This is a genomic window from Micromonospora sp. NPDC005710, from assembly GCF_040630995.1.
Lineage (GTDB): Bacteria > Actinomycetota > Actinomycetes > Mycobacteriales > Micromonosporaceae > Micromonospora.
Genome location: NZ_JBEXYP010000004.1, coordinates 57,395 through 70,998, shown reverse-complemented (window position 1 = coordinate 70,998; position 13,604 = coordinate 57,395). Strand labels below are relative to the sequence as shown.

12 protein-coding genes are annotated in these 13,604 nt (G+C 69.5%); 3 read left to right on the top strand and 9 right to left on the bottom strand.

Annotated elements, in window-relative coordinates; genetic code table 11:
• Position 1: 1 nt before the first annotated feature.
• Entirely contained in the window at positions 2-1,270 is a 1,269-nt protein-coding gene (locus ABZ406_RS06795; protein ID WP_357756477.1) for an Nramp family divalent metal transporter, read from the bottom strand.
• 247 nt (positions 1,271-1,517) lie between these two features.
• Between ABZ406_RS06795 and ABZ406_RS06790 the strand changes: the two genes are divergently transcribed.
• From ABZ406_RS06790 to ABZ406_RS06780, 3 genes are all read left to right on the top strand, one after another.
• The gene (locus ABZ406_RS06790) at positions 1,518-1,925 is read left to right on the top strand and encodes a GntR family transcriptional regulator (protein ID WP_357349854.1); all 408 of its coding nucleotides are present in this window, start codon (positions 1,518-1,520) and stop codon (positions 1,923-1,925) included.
• An 88-nt stretch (positions 1,926-2,013) separates the two neighbouring features.
• Positions 2,014-2,904, top strand: a complete 891-nt coding sequence (locus ABZ406_RS06785; RefSeq protein WP_357756474.1) for an ABC transporter ATP-binding protein — start codon at positions 2,014-2,016, stop codon at positions 2,902-2,904.
• Entirely contained in the window at positions 2,901-3,887 is a 987-nt protein-coding gene (locus tag ABZ406_RS06780) for a transporter (protein WP_357756471.1), read from the top strand. Before ABZ406_RS06785 ends, ABZ406_RS06780 begins: the two co-directional genes overlap by 4 nt.
• Before the next feature lie 47 nt (positions 3,888-3,934).
• Here ABZ406_RS06780 and ABZ406_RS06775 read toward each other — a convergent pair whose 3' ends face one another.
• The 8 genes from ABZ406_RS06775 to mmsA form a co-directional block, all read right to left on the bottom strand.
• On the bottom strand, positions 3,935-5,023 hold the full coding sequence (locus ABZ406_RS06775) for a crosslink repair DNA glycosylase YcaQ family protein (RefSeq protein ID WP_357756469.1): 1,089 nt from the start codon (positions 5,021-5,023) through the stop codon (positions 3,935-3,937).
• A gap of 53 nt (positions 5,024-5,076) precedes the next feature.
• On the bottom strand, positions 5,077-5,907 hold the full coding sequence (locus ABZ406_RS06770; protein ID WP_357756466.1) for an ABC transporter permease: 831 nt from the start codon (positions 5,905-5,907) through the stop codon (positions 5,077-5,079).
• Entirely contained in the window at positions 5,904-6,872 is a 969-nt protein-coding gene (locus ABZ406_RS06765; RefSeq protein WP_357756463.1) for an ATP-binding cassette domain-containing protein, read from the bottom strand. Before ABZ406_RS06765 ends, ABZ406_RS06770 begins: the two co-directional genes overlap by 4 nt.
• Before the next feature lie 67 nt (positions 6,873-6,939).
• Entirely contained in the window at positions 6,940-7,587 is a 648-nt protein-coding gene (locus tag ABZ406_RS06760) for a TMEM175 family protein (RefSeq protein WP_357756460.1), read from the bottom strand.
• 153 nt (positions 7,588-7,740) lie between these two features.
• On the bottom strand, positions 7,741-9,003 hold the full coding sequence (locus ABZ406_RS06755; protein WP_357756457.1) for an ROK family transcriptional regulator: 1,263 nt from the start codon (positions 9,001-9,003) through the stop codon (positions 7,741-7,743).
• Between the two features lie 112 nt (positions 9,004-9,115).
• On the bottom strand, positions 9,116-10,219 hold the full coding sequence (locus ABZ406_RS06750; protein WP_357756454.1) for a sugar-binding protein: 1,104 nt from the start codon (positions 10,217-10,219) through the stop codon (positions 9,116-9,118).
• A 52-nt stretch (positions 10,220-10,271) separates the two neighbouring features.
• The gene (gene mmsB / locus ABZ406_RS06745) at positions 10,272-11,570 is read right to left on the bottom strand and encodes a multiple monosaccharide ABC transporter permease (RefSeq protein WP_357756451.1); all 1,299 of its coding nucleotides are present in this window, start codon (positions 11,568-11,570) and stop codon (positions 10,272-10,274) included.
• On the bottom strand, positions 11,567-13,114 hold the full coding sequence (gene mmsA, locus ABZ406_RS06740) for a multiple monosaccharide ABC transporter ATP-binding protein (protein ID WP_357756448.1): 1,548 nt from the start codon (positions 13,112-13,114) through the stop codon (positions 11,567-11,569). Before mmsA ends, mmsB begins: the two co-directional genes overlap by 4 nt.
• Between the last annotated feature and the right edge of the window lie 490 nt (positions 13,115-13,604).

Here is a 13,604-nt window from a genome sequence, read left to right as displayed (position 1 = left end):
CTCACCCGGCGACGACCTGCCAGAGCAGGAAGGCGTTCAGCGCGACCACCAGGATCGCCACCAGGGACGCGGCGGCAGTGGTGAGCGGATGGTTGACCAGGTTGCCCATCAGGTCGCGTCGGCGGGTGAAGGCGACCACCGGAATAAGCGCGAACGGAATGCCGAAGCTGAGGATGACCTGGGACAGCACGAGTGCCCTGGTGGGGTCGAGGCCGATGGCGAGCACGGCCAGCGCGGGCAGCAGGGTGATCAGCCGACGCAGCAGCAGTGGCACCCGCCGCCGCAGGAAGCCCTGCATGATCACCTCTCCGGCGTAGGTGCCCACGCTCGTGGAGGCGAGCCCGGAGACCAGCAACGCGACGGCGAAACCGAACGCCGCGGCGGTGCCGATGGTCTGGCCGAGCCCGGCGTGCACACCCTCCAGGCTGTCCGCGCCACCCGGGCCGCCTCCCCGGAAGCTGGCCGCGGCGATGAGCAGCATGGCGAGGTTGACCGCTCCGGCCGCGCTCAGGGCGAGCAGTACGTCGGTGCGCTGGCCACGGAACAGGATCCGGCGCTCGGTGTCGTCGGTGGCGGGGATGCGGTCCCGGGTCAGCGCGGAGTGCACGTAGATGACGTGCGGCATGACTGTCGCGCCGAGGATGCCGGCGGCCAACAGCACGCTGTCAGTGCCCTGCAGACGCGGCACGAGACCGGCCATGGCCGAGGCGGGGTCGGAGCCGGCGGCGAGCAGATTCGCCGCGAAGGCCAGGACGATGACGCCGAGCCCCACGGCGATGGCGATCTCGAAGGCGCGGAAGCCCCGCGAGCGCAGCGCGAGCACCGCGAACGCGGTGGTGCCGATGATGATCCCGCCAGGCAGCAGGGGAATGCCGAAGAGCAGGTACAGGGCGACCGCCCCACCGATCACCTCGGCCAGGTCGGTGGCCATGGCGACCAGCTCGGCCTGCGCCCACATCACCCGGTTCACCGGCCGCGGTAGGCGTTCCCGGCACAACTCGGGCAGGCTGCGCCCGGTGGCCAGACCCAACTTCGCGGTGAGGGTCTGCACCAGCATCGCCATCAGGTTGGCGACCACCACGACCCAGACCAGCAGGTAGCCGTAGCGGGCACCGGCGGCGGAGTTGGTGGCGAAGTTGCCGGGGTCGACGTAGGCGACGGCGGCGACGAACGCCGGGCCGAGCAGGATCAGACGCCCGCGTACGCGGCCCCGGGCGCGGGCGGCCTGTAGTGGGGTAGCCCTCGACGTCGTCAGTTCGTTGGTGACCATCGAACACCTCCCCGTCCCCGCGGATCGCTGCCGGTCCCTTCCCCTGGGGTTGGCCCGTGGGTGCCAACCGCTGGCCCGGCGGTGCCACCGTCCCGCCGCGCCCCGAGGGCTCGGTCGCTCCCGACTCCCCCGCGTTGAGTCGCCGCGTCCGGGCGAACCTGCCGCGCCGGACTTGACAGCCAACGGGCCACCGATGAAGCTGTCTATTAGTCCTACTGTCGTAGGACAACAGGAAGGATCATCGGGAGTGATCGAGTTCGTACTGGACAGCCGGTCGAAGGTGAACACCTACATGCAGCTCGTGCAGCAGGTGAAGCAGGCGCTACGGGTCGGCCTGCTGACACCGGGCGACCAGTTGCCGAAGGTCCGGGACGTCGCGCAGTCACTGGCGATCAACCCGAACACGGTGCTGAAGGCGTACCGGGAGTTGGAGATCGAGGGTCTGGTCGGCGGCCGGCCCGGGGTGGGCACCTTCGTGCAGCGCACCCTGGCCGGCGCGTCCCTGCCCAACCAGGCCGAGCTGCGCGACGACCTGGTCGCCTGGCTGCACCGGGCGCAAACGGCCGGCCTCACGGCCGAGGACGTCATCGCCCTGGTGGAGACGACGCTGCGCGCCACCCTCGCCGACGACGCCCCGCAGCCGGAGCGCGCGTGAGCGAGCAGAGCGAACGAACCATCAGACACCACGAGCGCCGCCGCGACCGCGAAGCGGTGGCGGGGTGAACGGAACGAGAGGACACGGAATGGACATGGTCTTGGAGGCAGACCGACTCGGCAAGCGGTACGGCAGCACCTGGGCTTTGCGGGACTGCTCGCTGCAACTGCCGGCCGGTCGGATCGCCGCGTTGGTCGGGCCGAACGGCGCGGGTAAGAGCACGCTGCTGCACCTCGCCGTCGGGCTGCTCAAGCCCGACGCCGGCACGGTCCGGGTGTTCGGCCGGTCCACGTACGGCGACACCGAGGGCCTGGCCGACATCGGCTTCGTCGCCCAGGACACCCCGCTGTACCGGGATTTCACGGCGGCCGAGTTGGTCGTCGCCGGCGCCAAGCTGAACAAGCGGTGGGACGCGGCGTTGGCCCGAACCCGGCTGGCGCAGCTCGGCATCCCGCCGGACAAGCCGGTCGGCAAGCTCTCCGGCGGTCAACGGGCCCAGGTCGCGCTGGCCCTCGCACTGGCGAAGCAGCCGCGACTGTTGCTGCTCGACGAACCGGTCGCCAGCCTCGACCCGCTGGCGCGGCGGGAGTTCCTCCAGTCGCTGATGGGCAGCGTCGCGGAGTCTGGCACCACGGTCCTGCTCTCCTCGCACCTGCTGGCCGACCTGGAACGCGTCTGCGACTACCTGATCGTGCTCAACGCCTCCCAGGTGCAGCTCACCGGCCCGGTCGACGACCTGGTCAGCGAGCACCGACAGCTCGTCGGGCCACGGCACGACGGCGGCGCTGTCGGGGGCGTCGCCGCAGTGGTCCGGGCCAGCCACACCGACCGGCAGTCCACGTTGCTCGTCCGCACCCACGGGCCGGTCACCGATCCGGCCTGGACGGTCCGCGAGGTGAGCCTGGAGGACGTCGTGCTGGCCTACCTGGCCGACGGCAGCACGCAGACCAGTCACAGCGAGTGGGGGGTGGCAGCATGATCTGGCTGACCTGGCGACAACACCGCAAGCAGGCGTTCTACACGCTGCTGGCGCTCGCGGCGCTCGCCGCCCTGCTGGTGCCGATCGGCATCGCGATGCGGCACACCTTCGCCGACCTCGGGCTGACCGACTGCGCCCGCCAGATCGCGGACACCACAGTGGCGGTGGAGACCAGGGAGACCTGCGACGCGGGATTCCACCGCTTCAGCAACAAGTACGGCAGCCTGAACCTGGTGGCCGTACTGCTGATCACCCTGCCGGCGCTCGTCGGCCTGTTCTGGGGTGCTCCGCTCGTCGCCCGCGAGGTGGAGCAGGGCACGCACCGGTTCGTCTGGACCCAGGGCGTCGGGCGAACCCGCTGGGCCCTGGTCAAGTTCGGGCTGGTGGGCACGGCGGTCGTGCTCCTCGCGGCGGTCTACGGGCTGGGCATGTCGTGGTGGGTCGATCCCCTCACCCAGGCCGCGTTCGAGGGTCGGTTCGGCGTGATCGTCTTCGACCTGCAGGGCGTCGTTCCGATCGGCTACACCCTCTTCGCCGTCGCGCTCGGCGTCTTCGTCGGCACCATCTGGAAGCGGATGCTGCCCGCCATGGGCATCACCCTCGCCGGGTTCATCGGGGTACGGGCGGCAGTGGCGATCCTGGCGCGACCGCACTACCAGCCGGCCCGCACCCAGACCTTCCCCATCGAGGGGGAAGGGCCGCCGGAGATCAGCCGGGGAGACTGGGTACTCGCCCAGGGCGTCCGTAACCCCGACGGAGAGTTGATCTCGGACGGCCGGATCCAGTGCCCGCCGGGCGGGAAGGGACCGGACGGTCGGGTCTGCGGGGCCGAGTTGGGCCTCGAACCGGGCGCGTACAACTGGCAGCTCTACCAGCCGGCGGACCGGTTCTGGCTGTTCCAGGGCATCGAGACGGGCATCTTCCTCGCTCTGGCCGGCCTGCTGCTCTACCTCGCCATTCGCCGGGTGCGTCGGATCGCGTAGCTCGACGACGGGTGATCGCCGGGGCCACGGGGCTCAGCGATCACCCGTCAGGGCAGACCCTCGACGGTGAGCGACAGCCAGGACGCCAGGTCGCGCACCTCGTCGTGCACGGCCCGGGTCACCTCCGGGGTGAACGTCACGTCCTCGTGGATGGCGTGCACTGTGAACGTGCCACGCCGGCGCTCGGCGGTGGCGTCCACCTTTCCGACGAGCCGGTCGCCGTGCAGGATCGGCAGCGCGAAGTAACCCCACCGTCGACTCGCCCTGGGCTTGTACATCTCCAGCACGTACTCGTACTCGAAGAGGTCGGCGAGGCGGACCCGGTCGTGCACCAGCCGGTCGAACGGCGACAACAACGCCGTACGCCCGGTGAAGGGCTGCCCGAGCGCGGCCGGGTCCACCCTCCACTCCCCCGCGACGCCCTCGACGACAGCCGGCTCGCCGGCGTCGCCGACCTCGGCCGGCTCGCCCGGCACCACCACCGTCTTCGCCCGAGCGATGCCCAGTGCCCGCAGCCGTCGCTCGTCGCGGAGCCGGCGTGCCTGCTCCAGCTCGACGACGGGCACGCCGGCCGGATAGACCCGCTCGGCCACGTCCCAGAGCCGCTGTCGGCCCTGGCGCCCGGCGATGGCGACCTCGCCGCGCAGGACCAGCAACTCCAGCATCTGGGTGACGTTGCGGTTGTTGGTCCAGCCTGACGACGGCCAGGGCACCACGCTCGTGTCGGGGATGTCGCGGGAGAGCAGCGGACCGGCACGGCCGAGCAGGTCGAGCACGTCGCGGCGGAACGAGTCGTTGACGCGCAGCCACTCGCGGTGGCGCTCATGACCCGGCGAGGCCGCCATCGCCGCGAGGAAGAGCCCCAGGTCGTCCATCGGACGCACCATCGCCCCGTGCTCGAAGAGCGTCCGGTCCCGTTCGAGCGCCTCCCGCATCTGCGCCGGCCGGTACGACGAGCCGAGCCGGCTCCAGCAGACGAGGTCGGCGCTGGGCGCGACAGCGGCGGTCGGGTCGATCTGCACGAGGGTCAACTGGCTGACCACCGTGAGCAGGTCGGCCGGACGCGGGGCGGCCAACAGCTGGGCCCGGACGGCGATCCGCCGCGCCTGGGCCCGATCGAGTCGGTGCACGTCCACGCCGGCGAGCCTAACGGCGACCACCGACAACGACCGGGCCCAGAGAGTCGGATTCAGCCGGTCAACCGCCGGTACCTGACGACCGAGAGCGGCAGGAAGACCGCGACGAGGACGAGCGGCCAGAGCACCGCCAGCCACGGGTAGTGCTGCGCCGCCCAGGAGTCGCCGCCCCAGCCGGGGTTGCCGAACAGTTCGCGGGTGGCGCCGACGGTCGCCGAGAGCGGGTTCCACGCGGCCACCGCACCGAGCCAGGCGGGCATCGTGGACGGTGCCACGAACGCGTTGGAGAGAAAGCCGAGGGGAAACTCCAGGGTCTGCACGGCCACCACTGCCGTCTGCCCACGGGTGACCAGCCCGAGGAAGATGCCGACCCAGATCAGCGCGAAGCGCAGGAGCAGGATCAACCCCACCGCCGCCAGCGTGGCACCCACCCCGCCGTGCGCCCGCCACCCGATCGCCAGACCCGTCAGCAGCAGGACCCCGAGGGTGACGAGCGCGAACAGCAGGTCAGCCACCGCCCGGGCCGCCAGCGGCGCCAGCGGCGAGACGGGCATCGAGCGGAGCCGGTCGGTCACCCCTCGCTCCAGGTCCTCGGCGACTGCCATCGTGGTGAGGCTGATGCCGAAGACCATTGTCATCACGAACATGCCGGGCATCAGGAACTCCCGGTAGCTGCCCCCGCCGGGCACCTGCAACGCGCCACCGAACAGGTAGGCGAACACGAGCACGATCAGGATGTTGAAGCCGAGCGAGGCGACCAGCGGGCCCGGGTCGCGTCGCCAGCGGGCCAGCCCGCGCCAGACCAGCGTGGCGCTGTCGGCCAGGAGGGCGGGCCGGCCGGGCGTCAGGTCCACCGCCGGGGGCGGCATGCTCACCGCGCTCATGCTGCCACCTCGGCGGTCGGTGCCCCATGGCCGGTGAGGTGCAGGAACACGTCGTCCAGGGTCGGTCGGCGCAGCGCGACGTCCGCCACCGGGACGTTCCCGGCGTCGAGTGCCCGCAACACCTCGACGAGCGCACCGGCCTGGTGACCGACCCGGACGCTCACCATCCGCCGGTCCACGTCGACTGTTGGTTCGTCGCCGGTCGTCCGGCGTACCTGGGCGACGGCCGCGGCCAGGTCGGTCGGTGCCGCGACGACCACCTCGATCCGGTCGCCGCCGAGCCGGGTCTTGAGGTCGTCCGGCGTTCCCTCGGCGATCACCCGGCCGGCCTCCATCACCGAGATCCGGTCGGCGAGTTGGTCGGCCTCGTCCAGTTGCTGGGTGGTGAGCAGCACCGTGGTGCCGGTGCGCACCAACTCCCGGACCGACTCCCACACCTCGTTGCGCCCACGCGGGTCGAGCCCGGTGGTGGGCTCGTCGAGGAAGAGGACCGACGGGGCAAGGATCATGCCGGCCGCCAGGTCGAGCCGTCGGCGCATCCCTCCGGAGTAGGTGCTGACCGGCTGATCCGCGTCGTCGGCGAGACCGAAGCGTTCCAGCAGCTCGACCGCCCGTTGCCCGGCCCGGCGGCGACCGAGGTGGAACAGTCGACCGAAGAGCACCAGATTCTGTCGGCCGCTGAGCGCCTCGTCCAGCGCGGCATGCTGCCCCACCAGCCCGATTCGATAGCGCACCTGGTCGGGCTGGCGGGTCACGTCGAACCCGGCGACAGCGGCACGACCCTGGTCCAGCCGCAGCAGGGTGGACAGGATCCGTACCGAGGTGGTCTTGCCGGCCCCGTTCGGCCCGAGCAGCCCGCAGACCGTGCCCTGCGGCACCCGCAGGTCGAAGCCGTCCAGCGCGTACCGGTCCCGATACCGCTTGCGCAGCCCTTCCGCCACTATCGCGTCGCCTCTTGTCGTCACAGCGCTTCCTCCCCGAAACCGTCCCGTCAACCGCTCCCGTACAAGATACGGTAGTTCGTACGCCCGGCTATCGGGTTGCCCGTCCGGACGTGGGATCGACCGCTCGGATCGGTAGCCAGAGCAACGGGACCAGCGCCACGAAGAAGACCAGACCAAGCGGGGGAACCATGGCGCCCACCAGGACACCGACAGCGTTCAGCGTGGGAGCCAGCAGGAAACGCACCGTGGAGGACCGCACCTGTCTCGCGGTCAGATCGGACCTGATCCTGCGCCGCCCGCGGCGGACGTACCACCAGATCGCGTTGAACAGCAGCGAGCCGACGCCGAACGAGAGTCCGTAGAAGATCACCGCCGCGCGCTCACCCTGGCTGTCCCGGAAGGCCGTCGCCAGGACGGAGGTGGTGAACGGGAGGAAGGCCACGCTCATCAGGAACAACGTGTTGAGAAAGAGCAGAACTCGGTCGTGCACGACGATCTGGCTGTACATGAGGTGGTGGTCCGCCCAGATCTCGCCGATGAGCAGGAAGCTGACCGCGTACGCGACAAGTGAGGGCCACAGCTCGGCAAGACCACGGGCCAGGTGGGCGGTGTCCGTCGGCGGGCGGAGTTCGAGCACCAACAGGGTGATCGAGATCGCGAACACCGCGTCACTGAGCGCGATGAGCCGCGAGGACGGCGGTCCGGCTCCGCTCGCCGACTCGACGGATCCAGTCACTGTCGGTCGCGGGCACCCGGCGGCGAGAGCTTGTCGCGGCCCCGCCAGTCGTCTGCTGTCACGAGGCAGAAGCGTAGGACTGCGGTGCGGCTCGCGCCGCCGTTACGACACACACCACCCGTTCCGGAGCGGACCGGCACGCGGCGGTCACGACTACCGTGGTTCGGTCGTCCCGACCTGGCCCGCGACGCCGACGTTGAGCGGGTCGGCCAGGAGTTTGTCGAACGCCAACTCGGCGGCACCGATCAGGACGGCGTCGCGGCCGAGCGCCGCCGCGCGCAACCGCAGGTGCTCGCGGGAGCCGGGCAGTGGCATGGTGTCCAGTCGGTCCTGGACCACGTCCGCCCCGGCGGTGTAGATGTCGCGCAACGAGCCGCCGAACACCACGGCGTCCGGGTTGACCACGTTCACCAGGTTCGCCACGCCGAAACCGAGCCAGTCCGCCACCTGCTCGACCGCCGCGCGGGCGGTCGGGTCACCGGCCGCCGCCGCGCGCAGGACCTCGGCCACCGCCGCGCGGTCGCTCGGGTCACGGCCGGCGTGCCGCAACAGCGCGGCTTCGGAGATCTCGGTCTCCCAGCAACCGCGTGAACCACAGCCGCAGGGCAGGCCGTTGGGGTTGACGACCATGTGGCCGACCTTGCCGCTGTGACCCCGGTGGCCGACCACCAGTCGTCCACCGACGATGATGCCGGCGCTGATGCCCAGATCACCGTGCAGGTAGATGACGTCGTCGATGCCGACGGCCACGCCCCTGACGTGTTCGGCCAGGCCGGCGATGTCGGCCAGGTCACCGGCCACGAAACCGGGGCCGGAGCTGAACTCGGTCTCCAGCGCCGCGCCGAGCGTCTCGTCGAGGCTGGCGATCCGGATCCTGCCGTCCGGGTCGCGGGTGGTGTCGGTGACCGCGGCGGCGCCACCGACCAGCAGCGCGTCGCCGGCCACCGAGCGTTCCATCTCGCGGACCAGGTCGGCGAGGGGCCCGACGGCGTCGATCGCCGACATGCCGCTCGGTCGGGGGATCTCCCGCAGGTCGAGGATCTGCCCGCCGAGGCCGACCCGGGCGGCACGCAGCCGGTCCGCGTCGATGCTCAACGCGTGCGCGTAGACCCGGTCGGAGCGGGGACTGACCACCAGCGAGGGGCGGCCGGCGCGGCGTGCGGTTGTCGGCGCCTCCTCGGTGACCAGGCCGCTGGTGACCAGGTCGGCGGCGAGGGCGCCGATGGTGCTTCGATTGAGGCCGAGCCGGCTGGTCAGCTCAGCGCGGGATGTCGGTCCGTGCAGGTGGACGTAGCGCAACACAGCGCCGAGGTTCTGCCGCCTGATCTCCTCCTGGCTGGCGCCGGGAAGCGACGGCAGCGGGGACTCGACGTTACGGCCGACGCCGGCTGGCCTGGCCCGTACTGGTATCGCCACGGTCAGACCTCCTTCCGGGTCGATGCCGGTTGGTGCGGGGGTGCAGGGACGACGATGGGTCCCGGTAGAGGAGACCCGGGACCCATCGGCGTTACTGCCTACCGTGCGGTGACTACTTGGTGAGCGGCGCGAGCTTCGGGTCGTTGGCGTACGCCTCAGCCGCGTTCGCCTTGGTGACGGCGACCGGCGGGAGCAGGAACGTGTCGACGACCTTGCTGCCGTTGTTGTAGGACTTGGTGTCGTTCACCTGCGGGGCGTTACCGGCCTGGAGAGCCTTGACCATGTTGATGGTCTCCTTCACCAGGTTGCGGGTGTCCTTGTTGATCGTCATGTACTGCTCGCCCTTGACGATCGACTTGACCGACTCGACCTCGGAGTCCTGGCCGGTGACGATCGGGGTCGGCTTGCCAGCGCCCTTGACCGAGGTCAGGATCGCGCGGGCCAGGGTGTCGTTCGGGGAGAGGACGCCGTCCAGCTCCTTGTTGCCGTAGGTCGAGGTCAGCAGCTGGTCCATGCGGGCCTGCGCACCCTCGGCCTTCCAGCCCTGGATGGCGGTCTGCTTGACGTCCTTCTGGCCCGAGGCGACAACGACGTTGCCCTTGTCGATCTCCGGCTTGAGCACGTCCATCGCGCCGTTGAAGAAGACACCGGCGTTGTTGTCGTCCGGCGAGCCGGAGAACAGCTCGATGTTGTACGGGCCGTTCGGCTTCTTGGCCTTCATGCCGTCCAGCAGGGCCTGGCCCTGGAGCTGGCCGACCTTGAAGTTGTCGAACGCGACGTAGTAGTCGAGGTCCGGCGTGTTGGTGATGAGCCGGTCGTACGCGATCACCTTGGCGCCGGCGGCGTGAGCCGCCGCGACCTGGGTCGCCAGCTGCGCGGCGTCGGTCGCGCCGATGACGATGACCTTGGCGCCCTTGGTGGTCATGGCGGTGATCTGGGCCTGCTGGTCGGCGACGGTGGTCGACGCGCCGGCGTACTGCACGTCAGCCTGGAAACCGGCCTCCTTGAGACCGTTGGTGAACAGGTCACCGGCGAGGACCCAGTTCTCCGAGGTCTTGGCCGGAAGGGCCACGCCGATGAGGGAGTTGGCCGCGAAGCCCTTGGCGGCGTCGCCGCTGGAGCTGCTGTCGCCGTCGCGGCCGGAACCGCAGCCGGCGAGGGCCAGCATGGCGGCGGCGCTGACCGCGACCACCGACGTGCCGAAGAATTTACGCATGGTGAGGACTTGCCTTTCTGAAGGTGTAACAGGGTGGTGAGGTCGGTGACCGTCAGCCGGACACCGCTGCCTTGGCGGGCTCGCGCTCCGCGTCCGGCGGTGAGGCAGGTGGGGCGGAGTCGTCGCGGCGGAAGGGCCGCATCAGGCTCCCGATGATGGAGAACCGCCCCTGGCTCTTGTTGTAGACGTCGATCGCTACGGCCAGCAGCAGGACCAGGCCCTTGATGATCTGGACCTTGTCGGTGCCGACGCCCTGCAGCTGGAGGCCGTTGTTGAGCACGGCCATGACGAGACCACCGACGATGGAGCCGCTGATGGTGCCGATGCCGCCGGCGACGGCCGCGCCGCCGATGAAGACCGCGGCGATGGCGTCCAACTCCCAGCCGTTGCCGTCCTGCGGGCCGGATGCCTGCGAACGGGCCACGAAGATCATGCCGGCCAGCGCGGCCAGGACGGACATGTTCATCATGACGAAGAAGTTGACCCGCTTGAGCTTCACGCCGGACAGCTCGGCCGCCCGGGAGTTGCCGCCCACCGCGTAGATGTGCCGGCCGCCGGCCGTGTTGCGGGTGTAGAAGGAGTACGCGATGACCAGCGCCAACAGGATGATGCCCGAGATCGGGAAGCTGGTCCCGACACGACCGCTGGCGAAACGCAGCGCCGCGAAGGCGATGACCCCGACCATGACGGCCATCCGGAGGATCGAGATCCACATGGGTGCCGGGTTGGCGTCCATGGCCCGACGGGTGTTACGGGCCCGGATCTCGCGCCACACCACCGCCACCGCCGCCGCCAGACCGAGCAGCAGCGTCGCGTTGTTGTAGCCGGTGTCCGGGCCGAACTCGGGCAGGAAGCCCGAGCCGATCTCCCGGAAGCCCTCCGGCACCGGAATGCTCTGCGCGTTGCCGATGAACTGGTTGCCACCGCGGAAGAGCAGCATGCCGGCCAGGGTGACGATGAACGCCGGCACCCCGATGTACGCCACCCAGAAGCCCTGCCAGGCGCCGATCACCGCGCCGATGGCGAGGCCGAACACGATGGCAGCGGGCCAGGGCAGGTTCCACTCGGTCATCGACTTGGCGACCAGGATGCCGGTGAAGGCCGCGACCGAGCCGACCGAGAGGTCGATGTGCCCGGCGACGATCACCATCAGCATGCCGATGGCCAGAATCAGGATGTACGAGTTCTGCTGGAACAGCGCGATCAGGTTGTCCGACCGCAGCGTCAGCCCGTTGGTCCAGATCTGGAAGATCAAGACGATCGCCACCAGGGTGAAGATCATCCCGAACTGGCGGGCGTTGGAGGTCGTGCCTCCAAACAGGTTCTTCTGAAGGTCCTTGATACGGCTCATCGGGTGGCCAACTTCTTCGTCGAGGTCATCTGCTTCATGAGGGTCTCCGGGTCCGCGTCCGCCCGAGCGATCTCGCCTGTGATCGCGCCTTCGAACACTGTGTAGATGCGGTCGCAGAGCCCGATCAGTTCAGGCAGCTCCGAGGAGATGACGACGACGCCCTTCCCCTGGTCGGCGAGCCGCTGGATGATGCCGTAGATCTCGTACTTGGCGCCCACGTCGATACCGCGGGTCGGCTCGTCGAGGATCAGCAGGTCCGGGTCGCTGAACATCCACTTGGCCAGGACGACCTTCTGCTGGTTGCCGCCGGAGAGCTTCGAGACGCCCTCGTCGACGGTCGGAGCCTTGGTCCGCAACTCCTTGCGGTACGCCTCGGCCGCCTGGTACTCCTCGACCTCGTTCAGCACGCCGTGGTGCGAGATCTTGGACAGCTTGGCGGCCACCGTCGACGTCTTGATGTCGTCGAGCAGGTTGAGGCCGAGCGCCTTACGGTCCTCGCTGACGTACGCGAGCCCGTTGTCGATGGCGTCCGCCACCGACTTCAGCACGATCTCCTTGCCGTCCTTGATGATCGTGCCCGACTCGTACACCCCGTAGGAGCGGCCGAAGACACTCATCGCGAGTTCCGTGCGGCCCGCGCCCATCAGACCGGCGAAGCCGACGATCTCGCCGCGGCGCACCACGAAGCTCTCGTTCTTGCAGACCTGGCGGTCGGCGGAGATCGGGTGCCGGACGTTCCAGTCGCGGACCTCGAAGAAGACCTCACCGATCTTCGGCGTGTGGCCCGGGAACCGGCTGCTCAGCTCACGACCGACCATGCCCCGCACGATCCGGTCCTCGTCGACCCCGTCCGCCTTGACGTCGAGGGTCTCCACGGTCCGGCCGTCGCGCAGGATGGTGATCTGGTCGGCGATCGCCTCGATCTCGTTCAGCTTGTGCGAGATCATGATCGAGGTGATGCCCCGGGAGCGGAAACCGCGCAGCAGGTCCAGCAGGTGCCGCGAGTCGGCCTCGTTGAGCGCCGCGGTGGGCTCGTCGAGGATGAGCAGCTTCACGTCCTTGGCGAACGCCTTGGCGATCTCGACGAGCTGCTGCTTGCCGACGCCGATGTCCTTGATCAGGGTGTCCGGGTCCTCTTGCAGACCGACCCGGGCCATCAGGTCCAGGGCCATCCGGTTCGCGGCCTTCCAGTCGATCGCGCCCCGCTTGCGCGGTTCGTTGCCGAGGAAGATGTTCTCGGCGATCGACATTCCCGGAATGAGCGCCAACTCCTGGTGGATGATCACGATGCCGGCGTTCTCGCTGGCCCGGATGTCGGAGAACTTGCTCTCCGAACCCTGGTAAACGATCGTGCCGTCGTAGGTGCCGTGCGGGTAGACCCCGCTGAGCACCTTCATCAGGGTGGACTTGCCCGCGCCGTTCTCGCCGCAGATGGCATGGATCTCGCCGGCGCGAACCACCAGGTTGACGTCGGAGAGGGCCTTGACTCCAGGGAACTCCTTGGTGATGGAGCGCATCTCAAGGAGGATGGGCACGTCGCTCATCGCTCGTACCACCTCGCCAACGTCATCGGTTGCCTCCGGAAGGTTGAACCTTCACTTGGTTTTGTTGTTGACGGCAACGTATTGCGGCCGGAGGGCCATCCGCAAGGCGAGGGACTGTTGAAAAAGTAACAATCCGGCAATATAGATGTGGCACAGTGTTCGCCTGTCACAGCGGCCACCGCAGCCCCTCCCGGCCAGCCGGCTCAGCCCGGCACCCGACCCGACCTGCGACAACGGGCCGATCGACAGGGGCCGCTCCGCACCGCTGTCCCACCAGGCAAGACGCCCCCGAGAGGGTCCGGAGGGTGGCCCAGGCCACGCCCCGCGCAATCGACCAACGGTGATCAGCCACCGACCCCAACGCCCTACGAGCGGCACGCCACCCGCTGCGGTCGACTGATGTGACCCACGCCTCCACCGCCCAGACGCATCGACCGCCAGCACGAGGAAGCGCCAAGCCCCGAACGGCAGGTAGATGCCTTCCCGCCCG

Coding starts and splice junctions, on each gene's coding strand:
- ABZ406_RS06795 (WP_357756477.1), bottom strand. CDS start 1,270: ATGGTCACCAACGAACTGACGACGTCGAGGGCTACCCCACTACAGGCC.
- ABZ406_RS06780 (WP_357756471.1), top strand. CDS start 2,901: ATGATCTGGCTGACCTGGCGACAACACCGCAAGCAGGCGTTCTACACG.
- ABZ406_RS06770 (WP_357756466.1), bottom strand. CDS start 5,907: ATGAGCGCGGTGAGCATGCCGCCCCCGGCGGTGGACCTGACGCCCGGC.
- ABZ406_RS06750 (WP_357756454.1), bottom strand. CDS start 10,219: ATGCGTAAATTCTTCGGCACGTCGGTGGTCGCGGTCAGCGCCGCCGCC.
- ABZ406_RS06785 (WP_357756474.1), top strand. CDS start 2,014: ATGGACATGGTCTTGGAGGCAGACCGACTCGGCAAGCGGTACGGCAGC.
- mmsB (WP_357756451.1), bottom strand. CDS start 11,570: ATGAGCCGTATCAAGGACCTTCAGAAGAACCTGTTTGGAGGCACGACC.
- mmsA (WP_357756448.1), bottom strand. CDS start 13,114: ATGAGCGACGTGCCCATCCTCCTTGAGATGCGCTCCATCACCAAGGAG.